The sequence below is a fragment of the Pseudomonas sp. UBA5666 genome, from assembly GCF_002420785.1.
Classification (GTDB): domain Bacteria; phylum Pseudomonadota; class Gammaproteobacteria; order Pseudomonadales; family Pseudomonadaceae; genus Aquipseudomonas; species Aquipseudomonas fulva.
Map to the genome: position 1 here is coordinate 159,108 of NZ_DIIQ01000002.1, position 20,528 is coordinate 179,635.

At 61.0% G+C, this 20,528-nt stretch carries 22 protein-coding genes; 6 read left to right on the plus strand and 16 right to left on the minus strand.

Going from position 1 to position 20,528, the window contains the following annotated elements:
- Nucleotides 1-91 precede the first annotated feature (91 nt).
- Nucleotides 92-1,606, minus strand: coding sequence for a threonine ammonia-lyase, biosynthetic (ilvA, locus tag B2Y33_RS00940; RefSeq protein ID WP_027913462.1), 1,515 nt, complete (start codon nucleotides 1,604-1,606; stop codon nucleotides 92-94).
- 133 nt (nucleotides 1,607-1,739) lie between these two features.
- Between ilvA and rpiA the strand changes: the two genes are divergently transcribed.
- Nucleotides 1,740-2,414: a ribose-5-phosphate isomerase RpiA gene (gene rpiA / locus B2Y33_RS00945; protein ID WP_110606369.1), complete on the plus strand. Its 675-nt coding sequence runs from the start codon at nucleotides 1,740-1,742 to the stop codon at nucleotides 2,412-2,414.
- 63 nt (nucleotides 2,415-2,477) lie between these two features.
- On the opposite strand, the gene B2Y33_RS00950 is transcribed toward rpiA, so the two are convergent.
- The 4 genes from B2Y33_RS00950 to B2Y33_RS00965 form a co-directional block, all read right to left on the minus strand.
- On the minus strand, nucleotides 2,478-3,380 hold the full coding sequence (locus tag B2Y33_RS00950; RefSeq protein ID WP_027913461.1) for an SdiA-regulated domain-containing protein: 903 nt from the start codon (nucleotides 3,378-3,380) through the stop codon (nucleotides 2,478-2,480).
- Nucleotides 3,381-3,465: 85 nt separating this feature from the next.
- Entirely contained in the window at nucleotides 3,466-4,380 is a 915-nt protein-coding gene (locus B2Y33_RS00955; RefSeq protein WP_196110257.1) for an SdiA-regulated domain-containing protein, read from the minus strand.
- 162 nt (nucleotides 4,381-4,542) lie between these two features.
- A complete protein-coding gene (locus B2Y33_RS00960) occupies nucleotides 4,543-5,208 on the minus strand; it encodes a fumarylacetoacetate hydrolase family protein (protein ID WP_027913459.1) in 666 nt (221 codons plus the stop codon).
- Between the two features lie 24 nt (nucleotides 5,209-5,232).
- Nucleotides 5,233-6,630 carry an FAD-binding oxidoreductase gene (locus tag B2Y33_RS00965; RefSeq protein ID WP_027913458.1) on the minus strand — a complete coding sequence of 466 codons (1,398 nt, stop codon included), beginning with the start codon at nucleotides 6,628-6,630 and terminating at the stop codon, nucleotides 5,233-5,235.
- Between the two features lie 171 nt (nucleotides 6,631-6,801).
- Between B2Y33_RS00965 and serA the strand changes: the two genes are divergently transcribed.
- Together serA and B2Y33_RS00975 are read left to right on the plus strand one after the other, a co-directional pair.
- Nucleotides 6,802-8,031 (plus strand): phosphoglycerate dehydrogenase, encoded by a 1,230-nt coding sequence (gene serA / locus B2Y33_RS00970; RefSeq protein ID WP_023532441.1) that lies wholly within the window; start codon nucleotides 6,802-6,804, stop codon nucleotides 8,029-8,031.
- Between the two features lie 203 nt (nucleotides 8,032-8,234).
- Entirely contained in the window at nucleotides 8,235-8,723 is a 489-nt protein-coding gene (locus B2Y33_RS00975) for a substrate-binding periplasmic protein (protein WP_027913457.1), read from the plus strand.
- 47 nt (nucleotides 8,724-8,770) lie between these two features.
- On the opposite strand, the gene B2Y33_RS00980 is transcribed toward B2Y33_RS00975, so the two are convergent.
- A complete protein-coding gene (locus tag B2Y33_RS00980) occupies nucleotides 8,771-9,394 on the minus strand; it encodes a 2OG-Fe(II) oxygenase (protein ID WP_206405105.1) in 624 nt (207 codons plus the stop codon).
- 120 nt (nucleotides 9,395-9,514) lie between these two features.
- On the opposite strand from B2Y33_RS00980, the gene B2Y33_RS00985 reads away from it, so the two are divergent.
- Nucleotides 9,515-10,267, plus strand: coding sequence for a DUF2059 domain-containing protein (locus B2Y33_RS00985; RefSeq protein ID WP_027913455.1), 753 nt, complete (start codon nucleotides 9,515-9,517; stop codon nucleotides 10,265-10,267).
- On the opposite strand, the gene B2Y33_RS00990 is transcribed toward B2Y33_RS00985, so the two are convergent.
- Nucleotides 10,268-11,194 (minus strand): alpha/beta hydrolase, encoded by a 927-nt coding sequence (locus tag B2Y33_RS00990; protein ID WP_027913454.1) that lies wholly within the window; start codon nucleotides 11,192-11,194, stop codon nucleotides 10,268-10,270.
- Nucleotides 11,195-11,317: 123 nt separating this feature from the next.
- Between B2Y33_RS00990 and B2Y33_RS00995 the strand changes: the two genes are divergently transcribed.
- The gene (locus tag B2Y33_RS00995) at nucleotides 11,318-11,887 is read left to right on the plus strand and encodes a DUF6436 domain-containing protein (protein WP_206405104.1); all 570 of its coding nucleotides are present in this window, start codon (nucleotides 11,318-11,320) and stop codon (nucleotides 11,885-11,887) included.
- On the opposite strand, the gene B2Y33_RS01000 is transcribed toward B2Y33_RS00995, so the two are convergent.
- Nucleotides 11,866-12,432, minus strand: a complete 567-nt coding sequence (locus B2Y33_RS01000; RefSeq protein WP_028686743.1) for a sugar O-acetyltransferase — start codon at nucleotides 12,430-12,432, stop codon at nucleotides 11,866-11,868. The two genes, B2Y33_RS00995 and B2Y33_RS01000, sit on opposite strands and share 22 nt — an antisense overlap.
- A 250-nt stretch (nucleotides 12,433-12,682) precedes the next feature.
- On the opposite strand from B2Y33_RS01000, the gene B2Y33_RS01005 reads away from it, so the two are divergent.
- On the plus strand, nucleotides 12,683-13,501 hold the full coding sequence (locus B2Y33_RS01005; protein ID WP_027913451.1) for an alpha/beta fold hydrolase: 819 nt from the start codon (nucleotides 12,683-12,685) through the stop codon (nucleotides 13,499-13,501).
- Nucleotides 13,502-13,627: 126 nt separating this feature from the next.
- Here B2Y33_RS01005 and B2Y33_RS01010 read toward each other — a convergent pair whose 3' ends face one another.
- The 8 genes from B2Y33_RS01010 to oscA all read right to left on the minus strand — a co-directional run bounded on the left by B2Y33_RS01010 (nucleotide 13,628) and on the right by oscA (nucleotide 20,238).
- Nucleotides 13,628-14,413: a MetQ/NlpA family ABC transporter substrate-binding protein gene (locus B2Y33_RS01010; RefSeq protein ID WP_027913450.1), complete on the minus strand. Its 786-nt coding sequence runs from the start codon at nucleotides 14,411-14,413 to the stop codon at nucleotides 13,628-13,630.
- 176 nt (nucleotides 14,414-14,589) lie between these two features.
- Complete coding sequence (locus B2Y33_RS01015; protein ID WP_027913449.1) at nucleotides 14,590-15,420, minus strand: sigma 54-interacting transcriptional regulator; 831 nt, start codon at nucleotides 15,418-15,420, stop codon at nucleotides 14,590-14,592.
- Between the two features lie 61 nt (nucleotides 15,421-15,481).
- A complete protein-coding gene (locus B2Y33_RS01020) occupies nucleotides 15,482-16,063 on the minus strand; it encodes an alpha/beta hydrolase (protein WP_027913448.1) in 582 nt (193 codons plus the stop codon).
- Between the two features lie 156 nt (nucleotides 16,064-16,219).
- Nucleotides 16,220-17,209: a sulfate/molybdate ABC transporter ATP-binding protein gene (locus B2Y33_RS01025; RefSeq protein WP_027913447.1), complete on the minus strand. Its 990-nt coding sequence runs from the start codon at nucleotides 17,207-17,209 to the stop codon at nucleotides 16,220-16,222.
- Nucleotides 17,210-17,212: 3 nt separating this feature from the next.
- Nucleotides 17,213-18,085 carry a sulfate ABC transporter permease subunit CysW gene (cysW, locus tag B2Y33_RS01030; RefSeq protein WP_023532630.1) on the minus strand — a complete coding sequence of 291 codons (873 nt, stop codon included), beginning with the start codon at nucleotides 18,083-18,085 and terminating at the stop codon, nucleotides 17,213-17,215.
- A gap of 11 nt (nucleotides 18,086-18,096) precedes the next feature.
- A complete protein-coding gene (cysT, locus tag B2Y33_RS01035; RefSeq protein ID WP_023532644.1) occupies nucleotides 18,097-18,915 on the minus strand; it encodes a sulfate ABC transporter permease subunit CysT in 819 nt (272 codons plus the stop codon).
- An 83-nt stretch (nucleotides 18,916-18,998) separates the two neighbouring features.
- On the minus strand, nucleotides 18,999-20,006 hold the full coding sequence (locus B2Y33_RS01040; RefSeq protein WP_027913446.1) for a sulfate ABC transporter substrate-binding protein: 1,008 nt from the start codon (nucleotides 20,004-20,006) through the stop codon (nucleotides 18,999-19,001).
- Nucleotides 20,007-20,055: 49 nt separating this feature from the next.
- The gene (gene oscA / locus B2Y33_RS01045) at nucleotides 20,056-20,238 is read right to left on the minus strand and encodes a sulfur starvation response protein OscA (protein ID WP_003248957.1); all 183 of its coding nucleotides are present in this window, start codon (nucleotides 20,236-20,238) and stop codon (nucleotides 20,056-20,058) included.
- Nucleotides 20,239-20,528: the final 290 nt, after the last annotated feature.

Sequence of the window (20,528 nt, forward strand, 5' to 3'; positions counted from 1 at the left end):
GTTACAGGGGGCTGCGAGCGAGCAAGGCCGCCAGGCTGCGCCGCCTGTTCACTGCGAAGCGGCGCCCCCCCGTGGGTAAGAGCTTAGCCGTTCAGCCAAGGAACAACGTGTAGGCCGGGTTCTGGGTTTCATCCCAGTAGGGATAGCCAATCTGCGCCAGCGCGGCCGGCACCAGGTGGCGCTCGTCCTCAGGGACCTGCAGCCCCGCCACCACACGGCCATCTGCCGCGCCATGGTTACGGTAGTGGAACATCGAGATGTTCCAGCGCCCGCCCAGCTTGTCGAGGAAGTTGAACAGTGCCCCTGGCCGCTCGGGGAATTCGAAACGCAGCACCATTTCATCGCTCGCCCCGGCCGAGTGCCCGCCCACCATGTGGCGAATGTGCAATTTGGCCAGCTCATTGTCGGTAAGGTCCGTGACCGGGAAGCCCTGGTCGATCAACTGCTGCACCAATGCCGCGCGGGGGTCGTTTTCCGGATGGGTCTGCACGCCCACGAAGATGTGCGCTTCATCGGAGGTGTGTTTGCGGTAGTTGAATTCGGTGATCTGGCGCTTGCCCACCGCTTCGCAGAAGGCCTTGAAGCTACCGGGGCGCTCCGGGATGGTGACCGCGATGATAGCTTCGCGCTTTTCACCCAGCTCTGCCCGCTCCGCGACATGGCGCAGGCGGTCGAAATTGACGTTCGCCCCGGAATCGATGGCGACGAGGGTCTGGCCGCTGACCCCGTACATCTCCACGTAACGCTTGATACCCGCCACCCCCAGTGCCCCCGCAGGCTCGGTGATCGAACGGGTATCGTCGTAGATGTCCTTGATCGCCGCGCAGATTTCGTCGGTGCTGACGGTGATGACTTCGTCCACGTACTGGCGGCAGATGTCGAAGGTATGCTGGCCAATCTGGGCCACCGCCACGCCGTCGGCAAACAACCCTACCTGCGGCAGCACCACCCGCTCACCAGCGGCCATGGCGGCCTGCAGGCAATTGGAGTCGTCCGGTTCAACGCCAATCACCTTGATTTCGGGGCGCAGGTACTTCACGTAGGCGGCGATGCCGGCGATCAGACCGCCGCCGCCGACCGGCACGAAAATGGCGTCCAGCCGACCAGGGTGCTGGCGCAGGATTTCCATGGCCACGGTGCCCTGGCCCGCGATGGTGTGCGGATCATCGTAGGGATGGATGTAGACGAAGCCTTTTTCATCGACCAGTTTCAGCGAATACGCCAATGCCTCGGGGAACGAGTCACCGTGAAGGACCACTTTGCCGCCGCGCGAGCGCACACCTTCGATCTTGATTTCAGGTGTGGTCTTGGGCATCACGATGGTGGCTTTGATGCCCATTTCCCGCGCAGCAAGGGCCAGCCCCTGGGCATGGTTGCCTGCCGACGCGGTGACCACACCGCGAGCCAGCTCTTCTGCGGTCAACTGCGCCAGCTTGTTGTAGGCCCCGCGGATCTTGAACGAGAACACCGGCTGCAGGTCCTCGCGCTTGAGCAGAATCTGGTTGCCCAGGCGTTTGCTCAACTGCCCGGCGCTGTGCAAGGGGGTTTCGACGGCAACGTCATAGACGCGCGAGGTGAGGATCTTCTTGACGTACTGTTCGAGCATCGGGAAAGCATCACTGGCCGCGGGACAAGGGCTCGGAGTCTACCCCAGCGTTATGTCGGACGACCACAGCCAAGCCGCGCTTGCCGTTATACTGGTCGCCTTTACATCCGCCCTGCCCCCTCTCGGAGCCCGCATGACCCAGGACCAACTCAAACAGGCCGTTGCCCAGGCTGCCGTCGACTTCATTCTGCCCAAGCTCGATGACAAAAGCGTCGTTGGCGTTGGCACCGGTTCGACCGCCAATTTCTTCATCGACGCCCTGGCGCAGCACAAGACGGCCTTCGACGGCGCGGTCGCCAGCTCCGAAGCCACGGCCCAGCGTCTCAAGGGGCATGGCATCCCGGTCTACGAGCTCAACAGCGTCAGCGAGCTGGAGTTCTATGTGGACGGCGCCGATGAAAGCGACGAGCACCTGAACCTGATCAAGGGGGGCGGCGCGGCCCTGACTCGGGAAAAGATCGTTGCCGCCGTGGCCAAGACGTTCATCTGCATCGCCGATGGCAGCAAGCTGGTACCGGTTCTGGGCAACTTCCCGTTGCCGGTGGAGGTGATCCCGATGGCGCGCAGCCACGTCGCTCGCCAGTTGGTCAAGCTGGGCGGTGACCCGGTCTACCGTGAGGGCGTGGTCACGGACAACGGCAACGTGATCCTCGACGTGTATAACCTGCAGATCACCAACCCGGTGGAGCTGGAAGCCCAGATCAATGCCATCGTGGGCGTGGTCACCAATGGCCTGTTCGCCGCACGGCCTGCCGACCTGCTGCTGTTGGGCACTGCCGACGGCGTGAAGACCCTGAAGGCCGAGTAACCATACAAGCCGGCATGCCCGGGTACGGTTGCGCCGTCCGGGGCTTGCCGAGCGCCGATATGGTCATGGCGCCGGCTGCTTGAATACGTAGAACAGGTTCGGCTCACTGACCATGTAAATGGTCCCGGTCTCGTCCATCGCAATGCCCTCCGCCTGCGGGACTGTCGCTTTGAGCCCCTGGAACCCCTTGCGCAATGACAAGGTGCTCAGTGGCCGCCCTTGCACATCCAGCTCCAGGACCAAGCGTGATTCATCCGACAGCGCCAGCAGGTGCCCACTGCGCTCGTCGAACTGCAGGCTCGACAGGTCGCGCACGAACAGGCGCGAATCGCGCTTTCGGTCCTGGACAACGTTCACGGCATAGGGTTGTTGCGGATCGTCATGAGGAAACCCGTGCACTTCATAGATGAGCATCGGGTCGCGCTCCTTGGCCACGAACAGCCGCTTGCCCACCGAGTCGAAGGCCAGCCCCTCGAAACCCTTGTTACCGTTGAGGCCGATGCCCAAGGTCAATTGCTCGGCCTGAGTAGCGTCCAGGGACAAGGTGTCGTCGGTGAGCCGCACACGGATCAGCCGCTGCTGGCGCTCGTCGGTAATCACGTAGCTGTTGGGACCGATGTACTCCACCGCCTCGGGATCACCGAAACCGTGCAACGCGATGCGCCGCAGGATTCGCCCGTCCAGCGACAGCTCGATCAGCTCCGAGCGGGCGTTGGTCACGGTGAACAGGCTCTTGCGGTCAGGGTCGTAGGTCAGCGCCGAGACATCGTCATCCAGCCCTTCGATCGGCCGCCCCTCGACCACCACCTGATAGCGATTCAAGCCAATGCTTTGCTCCGCCGGCTGCCACCACGTGGTGAGGTTGAACCAGGCACGTTCGAACAGACGAAATTCCTGCCCGACCCAGCCCAGCAACAGCAGGCCTAGAACGACAGGAACCAGTGACAGACGCAGATAACGGTGCATGGAGGCAGACTCGACGAAGGATGGCGAATCTAACCACAAACAACTGAAATAAAGCTTAATGCCATCATGTAAATAGCAGAAAAACCTAGCCTTTGGTAAAGCGGTAGAACAATGCCGGTTCGCTGACCATGTACAGGGTGCCCTGGTCATCCATTGCCACACCTTCGGCCCGAGGAATGGTGTGCTGCAGGCCATTGAAGCCCCCCAGCAACGTCATGAAGCTGACCTGCTCACCCTGCTCGTCCAGTTCCAGCAGCATGTTGGAGTCGGCAGACAGCGCCAGCAGGTGCCCCGTTCGCGGGTCAATGCCCAACGCCGACAGGTTTCGCAGGTCGAGCGAATCGCTGGGCAGCGGCGTTTTCTCGCCCGTCAGTTGGCCTTGCCCATTGGACTTCCATTCGTAAAGGCGCGGCGGCCGCTCCTCGCCGATGACCAGCCGCTGCTTCGACGCATCCCACACCACGGCCTCATAGCCCTTGTTTCCGTTTGGCGACTCCCCTAGGTCGTGGCTGGGGAAGTCCGCATGGTTGAGCACGGTAGTGGTGGCATCGACTTTCACCACCGTCAGGTCATGCAGCCGCTCGTCCGTGATTGCCAGGTAGCCGCCGTCCATGACCGTGACGCCTTCCGGGTTTGCCCAGCCATTAAGGGGAATGTTGCGCAGTACGTCGCCGTCCAGGTTCAGCTCGGTGAGGAAGGGTTGCTTGCCCATGACGGCGAATAGCGTACGCGTACTGGGGTTGTACGCGAGGTCCGATGCCTCGTAGTCGGCCATTGCCGGCAAGGGCTTGGCATCGATATCCACCGTGTAGTCCGGCAGCCACACGCTTTCACTGCGCTCGGCCGTGCTTTCAAAACCTTCCTTGATCCACAACGCTGCCCGATCGTCCCAATGCATGGCGAAGGCCACGCCATAGGTAATCACCACGCCCACGGCCAAGCCGAACGGCCAGCGCAGGTAGAACGGGCGCTTGAAGGAGGCAGGGGCGTTTGATTGCATCGAGGCGTCCTGGGGAAAGAAGCAAAGGTCTGCGCATTATCCAGAAGACGTGTGAAAAAACAGTCAACCCGCCCGGGCATTCGCAGATGACGCGGAGGTGGGCCGCCTGACCGCTGCCGTGGCCAGGGCGGATCATCCGCGAAAAGCCGAGTGGGTAGCGGCTTAGAGCACCCGGCTCTCGAAGCGGCTAATCCCTGGCAGCTCCAGAACCACGTCATCGCCCACGTTGAAGGGGCCTACGCCTGCTGGGGTGCCGGTCAGGATGACGTCGCCGGCCTGCAGCGAAAACTGCGCAGCCATGTGCTGGATCATCGGCACGATCGGGTTGAGCATCATTGCACTGGAGCCGTCCTGGCGGACTTCGCCGTTTACCGTCAGGCGCACCGGGATGGCCGTGATGTCTTCGAAGCTGGCGGCAGACACGAAGGGCGGCAACACGCAGGCGCCGTCGAAACACTTGGCCAACTCCCAAGGCAAGCCCTTTTCCTTGAGCTTGGCCTGCACGTCCCGCAGGGTCAGGTCCAAGGCCGGCGCGAAGCCGGAAATGGCATCGAGCACCTCTTCCTGGCTCGGTCGCGTGGACAGTGACTTGCCCAGCAATACCGCGATTTCCACCTCGTAATGCACCGACCCGCGGTCGGCAGGAATCTTGAACCCGCCCTCGGCCGGCACCACGCAACTGCCCGGTTTGATGAACAGGAGGGGTTCGGTCGGAATGGGATTGTCCAGCTCCTTGGCATGTTCGGCGTAGTTACGCCCGATGCATACCACCTTGCCCAGTGGAAAATGAATGCGCGTGCCGTCTGCATACTGGTGCTGGTAGTTCATGGCCACTCCTCTGGATACCGCTTTTTATTCAGGTGCGAAGATCTTACCCGGATTCATGATGCCCGCAGGGTCGAACACCGCCTTGATCGCCTTCATGCAGGCGATTTCTTCAGGGGAACGGCTGTAGCCCAGGTAGTCGCGCTTGGTCATGCCCACACCGTGCTCGGCGGAGATCGAACCGTCGTAGCGCTGGACGATCTCGAACACCCACTTATTGACCTCGGTGCAGGATGCGAAGAAGTCATCCTTGCTCATGTGCTCGGGTTTGAGGATGTTCAGGTGCAGGTTGCCGTCGCCGATATGCCCGTACCAGATCACCTCGTAGTGCGGGTAATGCGCCTGGACGACGGCGTCGATGTCGCGCAGGAAGGCCGGCACTTTCGAGACGGTCACGGAAATGTCGTTTTTATACGGCGTCCAGTGCGAAATGGTTTCGGACAGGTATTCGCGTAGCTTCCACAAATTCTTCAGCTGCGTCTGGCTCTGGCTCATCACGCCATCGAGCACCCAACCTTGCTCGACACAGTGTTCGAAGGTGGCCAAGGCTTCGTTGGCCACCGCTTCGGTGCCGGCCTCGAACTCCAGCAAGGCATAGAACGAGCATGGCGTTTCGAAGGGCGCAGGCACGTCACCGCGCGCCAGGATCTTGGCCAGGCCCTTGTCGGAGAAAAACTCGAACGCCGTCAGGTCCAATTTGCCCTGAAACGCGTGAAGTACCGGCATGATCGAGTCGAAATCAGGCGTGCCCAACACCATGGCGGTGAGGTTGCGCGGTGCGCGGTCCAGGCGCAGGGTGGCCTCGACCACGAACCCCAGCGTACCTTCGGCGCCAATGAACAGCTGGCGCAGGTCGTAGCCGGTGGCGTTCTTGATCAGGCCCTTGTTCAATTCCAGCAACTCACCGCTGCCGGTGACCACCTTGAGGCCCGCGACCCAGTTGCGGGTCATGCCGTAGCGGATCACCTTGATGCCACCGGCATTGGTACCGATGTTACCGCCTATCTGGCTGGAGCCACTGGAGGCAAAGTCCACTGGGTAATACAGGCCCTGCTCCTCGGCGAACGCCTGTACCTGCTGGGTAATGACCCCTGGCTGGCAGACCACGGTGCGGTCGAAGGCGTTGAAATCCAGGATGCGGTTCATGTAATCGAAGGCGACGACCACCTCCCCGCTGGCGGCCACGGCGCCCGCGGACAATCCGGTACGCCCCCCGGAAGGCACGAGCGCCACACGATGGGCATTGGCCCAGCGCACGATGGCCTGCACCTGTTCGATCGTCCGGGGCAGGACGATGGCGCTGGGCGCAGGCGGGTAATGGCGCGTCCAGTCCTTGCCATAGGCTTGCAGGGACTCGGGGTCGGTCAACACCTTGCCGGGGTCGACCAGGGTCATCAACTCATCCAATGCAGCGGGCTGGGTCATCGCCTGAACTCTCGCTTTATTCATGGTCACCCTGAGCACTCTTCACCTGTCGGGATAAGCTCAGATTGTGTCGCGTATGCTAGCATAGCGCCCCCGCTGTTCATGCTAGAGCTGCCCACGGGCGCCTGGCATCACCCTCGCCACTTTTCTCCGGGATACAGGTTTACGCAGATGAGCAAGACTTCTCTCGACAAGAGCAAGATCCGGTTCCTTCTTCTTGAAGGTGTACACCAGAACGCGGTCGATACCCTGACGGCTGCCGGCTACACCAACATCGAATACCTCACTGGTTCGTTGCCCGAAGCAGAGTTGAAGGAAAAGATCGCCGACGCCCATTTCATCGGCATCCGCTCACGCACCCAGTTGACCGAAGAAATCTTCGACTGCGCCAAGAAACTGGTCGCCGTCGGTTGCTTCTGCATCGGTACCAACCAGGTTGACCTGGAAGCGGCCCGTCAGCGCGGTATCGCGGTGTTCAACGCGCCGTACTCCAACACCCGTTCGGTAGCCGAGCTGGTACTGGCCGAAGCCATTCTGCTGCTGCGCGGCATTCCGGAAAAAAATGCCTCGTGCCATCGTGGCGGCTGGATCAAGAGCGCAGCCAACTCCTTCGAGATTCGCGGCAAGAAACTGGGCATCGTCGGTTACGGCTCCATCGGTACCCAACTGTCTGTACTGGCCGAAAGCCTGGGCATGCAGGTGTACTTCTTCGATCCGCTGACCAAGCTGCCGCTGGGCAATGCTGTCCAGGTGACCAACCTGCACGAATTGCTCGGCTTGGCCGATATCGTCTCGCTGCATGTGCCTGAGCTGCCATCTACCCAGTGGATGATCGGCGAGAAGGAAATCCGAGCGATGAAGAAGGGCTCCATCCTGATCAACGCTGCCCGCGGTACCGTGGTCGAACTTGATCACCTGGCCGCAGCCATCAAGGACAAGCACCTGATCGGCGCTGCCATCGACGTGTTCCCGGTCGAGCCACGCTCCAACGATGAAGAGTTCGAAAGCCCGCTGCGCGGCCTGGACAACGTGATCCTGACGCCGCACATCGGCGGTTCCACTGCCGAGGCTCAGGCCAACATCGGCCTGGAAGTGGCCGAAAAGCTGGTCAAGTACAGCGACAACGGGACCTCCGTGTCGTCGGTCAACTTCCCGGAAGTGGCCCTGCCTGCTCACCCTGGCAAGCACCGCCTGCTGCACATCCACGAAAACATCCCGGGTGTTCTCAGCGAAATCAACAAGGTATTTGCCGAAAACGGCATTAACATCTCGGGTCAGTTCCTGCAGACCAACGAGAAAGTGGGCTATGTGGTGATCGACGTCGACGCCGAATACTCGGACCTTGCGCAGGAGAAGCTGCAACAGGTCAAGGGCACCATCCGCTCGCGCGTACTGTTCTAACACGCGGCCAGCGTGAATCAAGGGAGGCCCAGGTGGCCTCCCTTTTCGTTATGGGGCCACCACAGCGGCGGACGGGGAGCACAAAAAAACCAGGCTGCACGTCAAACGATGCCGCGACTTCAGGGTCATAGGCTGCGCTCGACCATGGCGAGGAATAAAGCCGTGGCGACGGTTATTCATTCGCTAAACGAAAAGGGGCATTCATGCGTTCGACCATAGGGGTACTGCTGGCAGTACTGATCAGCCCATTGGCTCAGGCAGAGCTGATGGACGAAATCGCCGATCGCGGTGAACTGCGCATCGCTGTGCAGAGTGACAACGCACCATACGCCTTCAAGCAGGATGACCACCTGACAGGGTTCGATGTGGAGTTCGGCCAGGCCCTGGCCTCGGAGCTCGACCTGCGCGTGGAGTTCGTCGAAGCACCCGAGGCGCAAACCCTGCCCGGCGTTGAAAGTGGTAAATACGACATCGCGTTGCTGCCTGTCACGGCAATACCGCAAGGCGATAGCCCGCTCGACACCAGCCAGCCTTTTGGCAAGCAACAGCTGGTGGTGCCGTTCCAGAAGGACAACCCAGCCTTCGAAAGCGCCGTGAACAACGCGCTGCAACGCCTGAAGGACAGCGGGCGTACGGCCGAACTGGAACACAAGTGGCTTGCCGACGAGCAGCAGGCCGCAGCGACTCGGTAGCGTGCCGCAGTCAACCGTGGCAGGTGCTGATAAGCATGCTCGCCCGCTCAGAAGGGATCATTGCCACGGCGCCTGAACCAGCCAGTCAATGACAGGCGCTCGCGACCGGCCGGCAGCACCTCATGAGGGACTTCGCCGGACAGGAAGACCACCAGGCACCCCGCGATGGGCTGAACATCGTGCTCCACCCCATCGGCCAGGAACATGCGCAACTGTCCCCCGTCTGCGGGCGTCCAGTCTTCGTTCAGGTAGAACACGGCCGAAACCATGCGCCGGTCGTCATCGCGAAAACGGTCCAGATGCCGTTTGTAGAACGCGCCGGGTGGGTAAAGCGCAAAGTGGCATTCGAAGTCTTCCAGGCCCAGGAAGAGCCCTTGGTTGATTGCCAGGCGCAGTTGGTCCATGGCTGCCAGGTACTGGTCGCAGGCGTGCGCCTGGCCTGGATCGATCCACTGGATCTGATCCCCACGGATGGCCTCGCGCACCTCTTGGGAAGGCCCCCGTCCAATCCCTGCGGGGTTGAGCTCCCCTTCGGCATAACGGCGTCGGCATTCGTTTGCCAGCGCGCCGACCAGGTCCGCCGGCAGAAACAGTGCCTGCTGGGACCAGCCATGGGTGGCCAAATCGTCGACGACGGCCGCAAGCATTGGGTGTTGGGGGGAAATGTGCATGGCGCATCATATCCATTCGCCCCGTCGGCGCACAGCGCCACTTGGCTGAGAAGCGCGTGGATATCTCGACAAACCGGCGCTGCCCCACAGACAATAGCCCTCTGCCGACAGGAGTCCTGAATGCGCCGTCTGTTTTCCCTGATTCTGCTGATGAGCTGCACGTTGCCTGTCTGGGCAGATAGCCTGGATCAGCTGTACAAGACCGCTGGCTGGCCCGAGCAACGCGCCCATTTCACCGACGCCTTGAACGCCGCCCAGCAGCGCTACCGCAACAGCTTGCCACCTGCCGTTTACCAGGCGCTGGTGAGCAACAGCAACCAGCGCTTCCAGGCCCAGGCCGTGGACCGCCGTGCACTGGCGCAACTGCGCTCGGCACTGCCCAATCCATCACCGGCGCTGGCCTTTTTCCAGTCGCCGCTAGGGCGCAAGATCGTCGCGGCCGAATTGCGGGCTACCCGCAAGGATGAGTTGGCCAAGAACGCCGATGGGCTCCCGAAGATTCAGGCCAGCGATGATCGCATGCTGATCATTGGGCACCTGGCCCAGGCGCTACCCGCCCGTGAGGCAGGGGCCGAGGTGAGCCTTGCCATTGCCGGCATGGCTGCCGACAGCCTGAGCTCGATGATTCCGGGGTTGTTGGGCGGTGGGCAGGCCCAAGGTCTGCTCGACGGCCAGCGCCAACGCCTTATGAAGCAGATCGGCCAGGACCTGAACAACACCCTGCTGTATGTATACCGTGACCTCACGGACGCAGAACTCGAAGCGTTTGCAACCTTTGCCGAATCCAACGACGGCAAAGCCTACTATCGAGCTGCGCTGGCAGCCATTCGCGCCGGCCTGGCGGTTGGCCAAAGTACCGGCGAGCTGAATTGATCAACCCAAGTGCTGGTCGATGAAGTCGAAATAGCGCTGTCGAATGGCAGGCAGTTCGTTGGCAAGATGATGTCGGGCCCCGGGTAGCATCATGACCTGCGGCTGCGCGAACTTAGCCCTCAGCACCTGAAGGTTGTAAGGCCAGTCAACCGTGCCATCGGCCTCCCCTTGCACAATCAAGGGCTGCCGGGTACTGACGGGCGCCGCCTCGATGCGTGTGATCCAATCGATCAGTGCGCCAACCCATGCCGTTGGTAATCGCCTGGGCTGAAGCGGATCAGCTTCAAGAAACGGTAGAAACGCAGGGTCTGTGCTGTTTTCGGTGAAACGCCGCTCGATGCCGTTCACGAAGTGGCGCAACACGTGATAGCTGAGCTTCGACCAGCGCCAGGCACAGGGGCGTACCAATGGGGCAAGCAGCAATACCTGCCCATCGATGGGGCTTGTCTGTGGGTTGTGCAGCAGGTGATCCACGGCAATGGCCCCACCTGTGCTCTGCCCGCACAGGTGCCATGGATGAGGCAGCTGCAAGCTGCGCGTCTGTTCGAACAGGCACTCAAGTACCTGCTGGTAGATCGCGAAATCATCGATGCTGGCGCGTTCGCCGCTAGACAGGCCGTGGCCGGGTAAATCGCAGCTGACAACGGCATAACCGCGCTTCAATGCCCATGCCACCAGATGCCTGTACAAGCCCATGTGGTCGTAGTACCCGTGCAACAGCAGCAAGGTAGCCTTGGGCTGCTGTGGACACCACACCTGCGCAACCACCTCGAATCCGGCAACCGCAAACTGCCCAAGCCAGCTGTGGACAGGCAGATCGAGCCCATAGAAGCGTTGGTAGGCCTTCGCATGGGTGCACAGCGGCTTACGCGCATTCAGCGGGGCCAGGCTTGTGCGCAGGAGGTCTGGATGGAAGCTTGCAGGCATTTTGGTGGGTCCGGCGTGAAGCAAGTATTGACCTGAGATATTCAGCTCATCGACGCGCCGTGGCAAGCTGGCCGTACCAGCAACCCACCTCCCACTGCCCGTGGGAGCAGCAATCGGCCTTTCATGAACCTGCAAACTCTCAAATGGCTGAGCATGATGCTCGGCGTCGTGGCCGGGACGGTCATCATCTGGCAGGCGTACACGACCTTCCAGGTCCGCTATTTACGCCCGTTCGACAACCAGGCCACGTTGTTCGACGGCTCGCACTTACAGCTACCTACCGAACTGGCCGGCCCCGGGCCCGTGCGGGTCGTGCATTTCTGGGACCCAGCCTGCCCGTGTAACGTTGGCAACCAACAGCACCTGGCCGACCTGATGAAGCAGTTCACGAACCGGGGCGTCAGCTTTCACGTCTTGCACAAACCCGGCACACGGGGCTATCTGCCGGACGACCTTGCTGCGCTGGAACCACTAAACAACCTGCCTGGCAGTGAACATATGCCAGCGTCGCCCGCGGTAGCCATCTGGGATCGCCAAGGGCACCTGGCCTACTTCGGCCCGTACAGCGAAGGCGCGGTATGCAACGCTGCCAACAGCTTCATCGAGCCCATACTCACCGCGCTGCTCGACGGCCGCCCTGTCAGCGCCTCCAACACCCTGGCGATCGGCTGTTACTGCCCCTGGGCAGACTGATGTATGCGAGCAGGGTTGCCCACCACCGTCGCCCCTGCCGGAACATCCCGGGTAACGACACTGCCTGCGCCGACCACTGCATCATCACCGATGCACACCCCTGGAAGAATGATGGCACCGCCACCAATCCACACGTTATTGCCAATGCTGACCGGCCGCCCACTCTCAAGGCCCGTGCGCCGCAGCTGCGGGTCGAGCGGGTGGTCGGCCGTGTAGATCTGCACATTGGGGCCGATCTGGCAGTCCTCGCCGATGTGCACAGGCAGCACGTCAAGGATCACGCAATTGAAGTTCATGAACGTATTGCGGCCCACGCTGATGTTGTATCCATAGTCGCAATAGAAAGGGGCACGCAGCACCACACCCTCACCCGCATGGCCGAGGTGCCCTGCCAGCAATGCATGCCGCGCCTGGGCCGTCAGCTCCACGCTGTTGTTGTAGCGGTGCATCCAGTGTTTGTTGGCCGCCTGTTCGGCTTGCAACTCGGGGCACGTGGCGTGATACAGCTCGCCTGTCAGCATTTTCTGTTTTTCGCTTTTGGACATGGAAACTCCTGGCGGCTCGTTATGCTACTGATCGTCAGACCTCACGATGAACCAGACTTCCCAACGCGTCGCATGAAAACGGCGTGCTGCTCAACCCCGCAGCGGCTGTGCAGCGCGCTATCAGAACCCGCCGATGGCAACGCGTTTGCTAAAGGATACGTTCTGGTGTGCATCCACTAATCAGACAAGCGCATGTAACGAGCAGGCCTACGCGCTTACTGCATGCATTTTTTCTCAAGAGAAATGACCTATGCATAAAAGATTCATGGAAATCGATGGCGCACGGCTGAGCTACATCGACCAGGGCCAAGGTTTTCCAGTGCTCCTTGGCCACAGCTATTTGTGGTCAGCTGACATGTGGAGTGAGCAGCTCGACGCGCTGTCCCGGCATTTTCGAGTCATCATTCCAGAGCTCTGGGGGCACGGCGACTCCGATGCTCCGCCGGTTACGACCAGAACCACCTCTGATCTGGCGCGTCAGCACATTCAATTGCTCGACAAGCTGGGGATTGAACGCTGCCACCTGGTGGGGCTATCGGTCGGGGGGATGTGGGGGGCACTGCTGGCCGCCGAGCATCCCGAGCGGGTTGACCGCCTGGTGCTGATGGATACCTACCTGGGCGCAGAGCCGGACGCCACCAAACGCAAGTATTTCGCCTTGTTGGACGCTGCGTCTGCCGCAGGTGCGTTCGACGATGAGCTGCTGGACGTCATCGTACCCATCTTCTTTCATCCCGGCGGCCATACAGTGCCAGCACTGCGTGAACGGTTTCGAGCAACATTGAAGGCCACGTCCGCCAACACTATCCGCGACAGCTATGACCCAATGGGCCGCATCATATTCGGCCGACCGGACGCACTGGCGCAATTAGGGGGCCTTTGTAGCGAACGAACCATCGTGGTGTGTGGCGACCAGGACATCCCCAGGCCACCGGCTGAAGCCAACGAGATGGCGCAGATCATCAATTGCCTGGCCGCTCAGATCCCCGTTGCGGGGCATATCTCGTGCCTGGAAAACCCTGAGGTGGTGAACCAGTTTCTCTTGAATTGGCTACCGCGACACTGCTGAAGCCTGCTGGCCTGTTTCAAGCAGCTGACCATTCTTGCAACGCGGTAACCTGAGCCCAATAGGGTTGGGCTCAGGTGGAGACGCCCTCAGGTCGCGATTGGAAACGACCCGAAGGCAGCCGGTGCATCAGAATGCAGGCAGCACGGCACCTTGGTATTTCTTGGCGATGAATGCCTTCACTTCAGGGCTGGTCAAGGCTTTGGCCAGCTTCTGAATGGCATCGCTGTCCTTGTTGTCAGGACGCGCCACGAGGAAGTTGACGTAAGGCGAGTCGCTGCCTTCGATGACCAGGGCATCCTTGGCAGGATTCAGGCCGGCTTCCAGCGCGTAGTTGGTATTGATCATGTCCAGGTCGACCTGATCCAGCACGCGCGGCAACATGGCCGACTCCAGCTCGCGAAACTTCAGGTTTTTCGGGTTCTCGGCGATGTCTTTCGGGGTGGCCAGGGCGTTCTTCGGGTCCTTGAGGGTGATCAGCCCCGCCTTCTGCAAGAGCAGCAGTGCGCGGCCGCTGTTGCTGCCCTCGTTAGGAATGGCAACGGTTGAGCCTTCCTTGAGCTCATCCAGGCTTTTGACCTTCTTCGAGTAGCCACCAAACGGCTCGACATGCACGCCGATCACGGTCTCAAGGTGCGTACCCTTGCCCTCGTTGAAGCTCTGCAGGTACGGGAGGGTCTGGAAGTAGTTGGCATCCAGACGCTTCTGATCAACCTGCACGTTGGGTTGCACGTAGTCGGTGAATACCTTGATCTGCAAGTCGACACCTTCTTTGGCCAACGTCGGCTTGATCAGCTCCAAGATCTCGGCATGCGGCACCGGCGTTGCGGCAACCACCAGTTTTTCGGCGGCGGCGACCAGGCCGCTAAAGGACAGGGCGGCAGCCAGGGCAGTGGTCAGCAGGGTCTTCTTCATGGTGATCCTTGTTCTGCATCTGAGCCATCGAAGATGGCAAATGGGGCGCCCAACGCAATGCGATGACGGGCGTGAAGCGGACAATACCGATAATTTTTATTCCCGAACAATATCTTTTATTTCGTTGCTTATTCCAAAACCAAAATGCCACCAGCGTGTTTGCTTATGAGCTGCCTCTAGCGTGGAACGTCGGGCAGGTCCAGGTCTTCGGGCAGGATTTCCGGCCCATCACTGACCAGCAGGGCGAAGTGGATGACGTTTTCCAGCTCACGGGTATTGCCGGTCCAAGGATGCTGCTCGAGCAGGCTCTGTGCAGCCTCGCTTATCAACGGCACGGGCCGCTGCAAACGCCCGCTGTAGATGCCAACGAAGTATTCCGCCAACGCAAGGATGTCCCCCGGCCGCTCGCGCAGCGGCGGCAATTCAAGGGCGCCCTCGCGCAAATATTGATACAACCGCTCGCTGAAGCGCCCTGCCTTCACCACCCGCGCCAGGTCAATGCTCGTGGCCGCCACCAGTCGTACATCCACCGGCTGCGCCTGGTGTGCGCCTACGCGGGTGACTTCGCGGTTTTCCAGTGCTGCCAGCAGCTTGGCCTGAATGGCCTGTGGCAAGTCGGCGATCTCGTCCAGGTAAAGCGTGCCGCCGTTGGCCGATCCGAACCAGCCAGCGCGGCTGCTGGCAGTGCCGCCATGGCTACCGGCGCTATAACCGAACAGCTCTGCATCGGCATAGGTTGGGCTGATGGCGGCGCAGTTGACCGACACGAACAGGCCGGTGCGGTCGCTGGCGCGGTGAATCTGGCGGGCCAGCAACTCCTTGCCGGTGCCGGTTTCGCCTCGGATCAGCACCGGCAGCGGCAGCGGCGCCAGGTGCTCCAGCTCCGTGCGCAATCGCTGGGAACGCGGGTCGATGAAGACCAGCGCCTTGGCGCGAATGCTCAGCGGGCTCTTGTCGAGTTCGGGGAATGTCAGCAATGGCTGGCCGAAGGGGTTCTGATACGTCATGACGAGCTCCCGCCCCTGGCCTGCGGCGGCCGGGCGTGTGACGGATGGAAACGGACGCCGTTCAGGCGCGGCGCAGCGCGCGTTGTTCGATGCGGCCTTGCAGGCGATACAGGTAGGCGAACCCCTGCTCCCAGCATTCATGGCCGGATTTCACGTTGATGTGGCCGGCGCCGGTCAGAAGCCCTGCTTCTGCACCCCACTGCTGGGCCATGTGCAAGGCGCGCGGGACGCTGACAGCGGGATCGTTGTCCGAGCTGACCACCTGACTCGGAAAGGGAAGCGGCGCCTGCGGGATGGGCGAAAAATTGCGCAGCGCCGGCGCGCACCCTGGTCGCTCGACATCCGCCGGCGCCACCAACAAGGCGCCACGCACGCGACCGAGCAGAGCGGCAGCGGCCTGTTCGGCCCAATGCGCCACCGTGATGCAGCCCAGGCTATGGGCAATCAGGATCACCGGGCCGGGCTCGGCGGCGATGGCGGTATCCAGCGCCTTCACCCAGTCCTGGCAGAGCGGTGTCAGCCAATCGCGCTGCTCCACGCGTGCGCTGTTGGGCAGCGTACGCTGCCAGTGGCTTTGCCAATGATTGTCCGGCGATCCCTGCCAGCCTGGGATGATCAGGTAGCGAACTGATTCGTTACGCATGAAGTGGGTCTCCAGTAGCTTGCGTGCTTGGAAACCCAGTATAAGGCGGCCTATATATACTTAAAGGAATAAAAAGAAATTTGTTTATAACCTTTAAGTAAATAACCAGCCGACGTGACCTTGCGACGCCGCGTTATTCCCATCAAACGTACTGCCTCAAATGGCTGGCAGTTTCTGCCAGACCTTCGGCCGGAAGAACAACGTTTCGCCCCTTGCCAGCCCTGTCAGACTGTCGTGGTCCTTGACCACCTCAGCTTCGATCAGCTCGCTTTGGCCCTCGACTTTCAAGGTCACCCGCGTGGTGGCACCCAACGGGCGAATATCCCGAACTTCGGCGGCATGGTGGCCCTCGGTTTCATGACGCGACAACGACACTTCATGGGGCCGGAACAGCACATGCTGACCCTCGCTCAAGGCCAGGCGGTTGGAATCCCCCAGGAAGTGGTAGACGAAATCATTGGCGGGTTGTTCGTACACTTCGCCCGGCGAGCCGATCTGCTCGATCACGCCCTTGTTCATGACCACGATCCGGTCAGCCACTTCCATGGCCTCTTCCTGGTCATGGGTCACGAATACCGAGGTCAGGTTGATATCTTCGTGCAAGCGGGCCAGCCAGCGGCGCAGCTCCTTTCGCACCTTGGCGTCCAGTGCGCCGAAGGGTTCGTCCAGCAGCAGCACCTTGGGCTCCACGGCCAGCGCGCGGGCAAGGGCGATACGCTGACGCTGACCACCGGACAATTGCTCCGGGTAGCGATCGGACAGCCAGTCGAGCTGCACCATGTTCAGCAGCTCGTGCACTTTATGGGCAATGCTGCTTTCGCTCGGGCGCTCACTCTTGGGCTTCATGCGCAGGCCGAAGGCGACGTTGTCGAATACGGTCATGTGCCTGAACAGCGCGTAGTGCTGGAATACGAATCCGACGTTGCGATCACGAACGTCATGGCCAGATACGTCCTCGCCATGGAATACGATATTGCCCTGATCAGGTGTTTCCAGGCCGGCGATGATGCGCAGCAGCGTGGTCTTGCCGCAGCCGGATGGGCCCAGCAGCGCTACCAGCTCACCGCTGTTGATGTCCAGGTTGATACCATCGAGCGCCTGGAAACTGTTGAAACGCTTGCTGACGTTACGAACTTCGATCGACATGAATCATTCCTCCGCAGCGCTATGGCGCAGACGGTTAATACGGTTCTCGCTCCACTGCTTGAGCAGCAGGATGAAGAGCGCCAGGATCAGCAACAGGCTGGCCACGCTGAAGGCCGCCACGTGGTTGTACTCGTTGTAGAGAATTTCCACGTGTAGCGGCAGCGTGTTGGTCACGCCACGAATATGGCCGGAAACGACCGACACCGCGCCGAATTCGCCCATCGCCCGCGCTGTACACAACACCACGCCATAGATAAGGCCCCACTTGATGTTCGGCAGCGTCACATGCCAGAACATCTGCCAGCCATTGGCACCGAGCAACCGGGCAGCTTCTTCTTCCTGGGTGCCTTGTTCCTGCATCAGCGGAATCAGCTCGCGGGCTACGAACGGGACCGTGACGAAGATGGTGGCCAGGACGATGCCCGGCAGGGCGAAGACGATCTGGATGTCGTGATCCTGCAGCCACGGCCCGAACAGGCCCTGGGCACCGAACATGAGCACGTAGACCAGGCCGGCGATCACGGGCGACACCGAGAACGGCAGGTCAATCAGGGTGACCAGAATACTTTTGCCGCGGAAGCTGTACTTGCTCACGCACCATGCCGCACTGACCCCGAACACCAGGTTCAGCGGCACCGAAATGGCAACGGCGAGCAGGGTGAGTTTCAGGGCCGACAACGCGTCGGGTTCGAAGATGGCTTCGAAGAAAGTGCCGAACCCATTCTTCAGGGCCTGGGAAACCACGATGACCAGCGGCAACAGCAGAAACAGTGCAAACACCAGCCAGCCAAGGCCGATGAGTAACCGCCGCGATGTGGCGCTGCCGCGGCGGGCGGCGTTGGCGGCGGCGGTTGCATTCAGGGAAGAACTGGACATGCCGACCTCCTTCAAGGGGTTTCGATGCGGCGCTGCAACAGGTTGATCAGCAGCAGCAGAATGAAGGAAACCACCAGCATCAACACGCCAATGGCGGTAGCGCCGGTGTAGTCGTACTGGTCGAGCTTGACCATGATCAGCAGGGGCAGGATCTCGGTTTTCATCGGCATGTTGCCGGCGATGAAAATGACCGAACCGTACTCACCCACGCCACGGGCGAACGCCAGGGCAAAGCCGGTGAGCCAAGCCGGTAGCAAGGCCGGGGCCAGGATGTGGCGAAACACCTGCAGCGGTCTGGCGCCCAGGCAGGCAGCGGCTTCTTCGACCTCGCGCGGGATGTCTGCCAGCACTGGTTGTACCGTGCGCACCACGAACGGCAGGGTGACGAACGTCAGCGCCAGGGTGATGCCCAAGGGGGTATAGGCGATCTTGAAACCCAGGTCGGTCGCGAACTGGCCGACCCAGCCCGCCGGCGCGTACAGCGCGGTGAGCGCGATGCCGGCCACTGCCGTTGGAAGGGCGAAAGGTAAATCGATCATCGCGTCGATGATCTTGCGCCCGGGGAAGGTATAGCGCACCAGCACCCAGGCCAGCAGCGTCCCGATCACACCGTTGATGATCGCGGCAAACAGGGCGGTGCCAAAGCTCAGCTTCAGCGCAGCGATGACCCGCGGCGCGCTGATGATGGTCCAGAACTGTTCGAAGGTCAGCTGCGAGGCATGGATGAACATGGCCGCCAGCGGTATCAGCACAATCAGGCTGAGGTACACCAAGGTGTATCCCAGCGTCAGCCCGAAGCCGGGTATGACGGGGGAAATGCGACGTGACATAGAGATCCCTGGTTGAATGCACGTGGCCCGGGAACCATCCCGGGCCGTGGTAGGCGTCCGAATTGTGTGTTGTTCCTTGGCCCTTACTGTGCCTGATAGATCTGGTCGAACACACCGCCATCATTGAAGAATTTTGGCTGGGCGATCTTCCAGCCGCCGAAGTCCTTGTCGATGGTCACCAGGTCCAGCTTGGGGAACTGCTTGCCAAATTCAGCCGCCACCTTCTCGTCACGCGGGCGGTAGAAGTTCTCGGCGGCGATCTTCTGTCCGGCCGGGCTGTAGAGGTGTTTCAGGTACTCGGTAGCGATTTCGGTATTGCCCTTTTTCTCGGCGTTCTTATCGACCACCGCCACGGGCGGCTCGGCCAGGATCGACAGCGACGGCACGACGATGTCGAACTTGTCAGCCCCACCGTCTTCCTTCAACGCCAGGAAGGCTTCGTTCTCCCAGGCCAGCAGCACATCGCCCTGACCGTTGTTGACGAAGGTGATGGTCGATCCGCGGGCGCCGGTGTCCAGGACTGGCACGTGCTTGAACAGTTCCTGCACGTAGGCTTTTGCCTTGTCCTCGCTACCGCCGGTTTTCAGGCCATAGGCCCAGGCGGCGAGGAAGTTCCAGCGCGCGCCCCCGGAAGTCTTGGGGTTCGGGGTAATGACCGACACATCCTTCTTGATCAGGTCGCCCCAGTCCTTGATGCCTTTGGGGTTGCCCTTGCGTACCAGGAATACGATGGTCGAGGTGTAGGGGGTACTGGCGTCCGGCAAACGCGTCTGCCAGTTTTCCGGCAGGGTCTTGCCGAGCTTGGCGATTTCGTCGATGTCGCCGGCCAAGGCCAGGGTCACCACGTCGGCGCGCAGACCGTCAATCACCGCACGGCCCTGTTTGCCCGAGCCGCCATGGGACTGCTGGATCTTCACCTTATCGCCTGGATGGGCCTGCTGCCAGTGCTTGATGAACTCGGCGTTGTACTGCTGGTACAGCTCACGGGTCGGGTCGTAGGACACGTTCAGCAGTTCGTAATCCTTGGCGATGGCGGAACCGGCAAAAATAGCACTGGCCAGAGCGGCAAGCGCATAACGACGGATGGACATGGTGAAGCTCCCGATTGGCATTTTTCTAGTTCTGGAAGGTGGGGCGTGTTCAGCCGGGCTTGTTGCCAGGCTGCTGCAGGCGGAACTTCTCCTTGCGCTCGATCTGCACCACCTGGGCGTTGTGCACGGTGATTTCCACAGCGCCAAAGCGCAGATCGCGCAGCGCGCTCTGGATCTCACGCAAGATGGTGGCTTCGTCCTGACCGTCGATACTGCGCAGCGATGCACTCATGCTCGTTCTCCTTGGAGTGAGATTGCCGGGCAGAGGTTTGAATGAGGGTTTGCGCCTGGCGTGAGGGCAATAGTAGTGGGGGCGGATTATTCTTAAAAATACTGTTTGGGCATTTTTATATAACCATTTACACGATTGTCTGGATGCGCTTCCTCAATGGACGTATTAGCGCAGGCCATGCGCTGGTTGACGTGTTTGCGCGTAGAGTCCATCGCCGAAAAGTCGGCTTTTACGCGCAGGGTCGCTGGCTTCCAGGTCGTGGCTTAGGTGTGCAGTTGAGGGGTGCAGGT

Bases quoted from the DNA above. Each gene is read 5' to 3' on its own strand.
- ilvA (WP_027913462.1), bottom strand. From the start codon at position 1,606: ATGCTCGAACAGTACGTCAAGAAGATCCTCACCTCGCGCGTCTATGAC.
- rpiA (WP_110606369.1), top strand. From the start codon at position 1,740: ATGACCCAGGACCAACTCAAACAGGCCGTTGCCCAGGCTGCCGTCGAC.
- B2Y33_RS00950 (WP_027913461.1), bottom strand. From the start codon at position 3,380: ATGCACCGTTATCTGCGTCTGTCACTGGTTCCTGTCGTTCTAGGCCTG.
- B2Y33_RS00955 (WP_196110257.1), bottom strand. From the start codon at position 4,380: ATGCAATCAAACGCCCCTGCCTCCTTCAAGCGCCCGTTCTACCTGCGC.
- B2Y33_RS00960 (WP_027913459.1), bottom strand. From the start codon at position 5,208: ATGAACTACCAGCACCAGTATGCAGACGGCACGCGCATTCATTTTCCA.
- B2Y33_RS00965 (WP_027913458.1), bottom strand. From the start codon at position 6,630: ATGACCCAGCCCGCTGCATTGGATGAGTTGATGACCCTGGTCGACCCC.
- serA (WP_023532441.1), top strand. From the start codon at position 6,802: ATGAGCAAGACTTCTCTCGACAAGAGCAAGATCCGGTTCCTTCTTCTT.
- B2Y33_RS00975 (WP_027913457.1), top strand. From the start codon at position 8,235: ATGCGTTCGACCATAGGGGTACTGCTGGCAGTACTGATCAGCCCATTG.
- B2Y33_RS00980 (WP_206405105.1), bottom strand. From the start codon at position 9,394: ATGCACATTTCCCCCCAACACCCAATGCTTGCGGCCGTCGTCGACGAT.
- B2Y33_RS00985 (WP_027913455.1), top strand. From the start codon at position 9,515: ATGCGCCGTCTGTTTTCCCTGATTCTGCTGATGAGCTGCACGTTGCCT.
- B2Y33_RS00990 (WP_027913454.1), bottom strand. From the start codon at position 11,194: ATGCCTGCAAGCTTCCATCCAGACCTCCTGCGCACAAGCCTGGCCCCG.
- B2Y33_RS00995 (WP_206405104.1), top strand. From the start codon at position 11,318: ATGAACCTGCAAACTCTCAAATGGCTGAGCATGATGCTCGGCGTCGTG.
- B2Y33_RS01000 (WP_028686743.1), bottom strand. From the start codon at position 12,432: ATGTCCAAAAGCGAAAAACAGAAAATGCTGACAGGCGAGCTGTATCAC.
- B2Y33_RS01005 (WP_027913451.1), top strand. From the start codon at position 12,683: ATGCATAAAAGATTCATGGAAATCGATGGCGCACGGCTGAGCTACATC.
- B2Y33_RS01010 (WP_027913450.1), bottom strand. From the start codon at position 14,413: ATGAAGAAGACCCTGCTGACCACTGCCCTGGCTGCCGCCCTGTCCTTT.
- B2Y33_RS01015 (WP_027913449.1), bottom strand. From the start codon at position 15,420: ATGACGTATCAGAACCCCTTCGGCCAGCCATTGCTGACATTCCCCGAA.
- B2Y33_RS01020 (WP_027913448.1), bottom strand. From the start codon at position 16,063: ATGCGTAACGAATCAGTTCGCTACCTGATCATCCCAGGCTGGCAGGGA.
- B2Y33_RS01025 (WP_027913447.1), bottom strand. From the start codon at position 17,209: ATGTCGATCGAAGTTCGTAACGTCAGCAAGCGTTTCAACAGTTTCCAG.
- cysW (WP_023532630.1), bottom strand. From the start codon at position 18,085: ATGTCCAGTTCTTCCCTGAATGCAACCGCCGCCGCCAACGCCGCCCGC.
- cysT (WP_023532644.1), bottom strand. From the start codon at position 18,915: ATGTCACGTCGCATTTCCCCCGTCATACCCGGCTTCGGGCTGACGCTG.
- B2Y33_RS01040 (WP_027913446.1), bottom strand. From the start codon at position 20,006: ATGTCCATCCGTCGTTATGCGCTTGCCGCTCTGGCCAGTGCTATTTTT.
- oscA (WP_003248957.1), bottom strand. From the start codon at position 20,238: ATGAGTGCATCGCTGCGCAGTATCGACGGTCAGGACGAAGCCACCATC.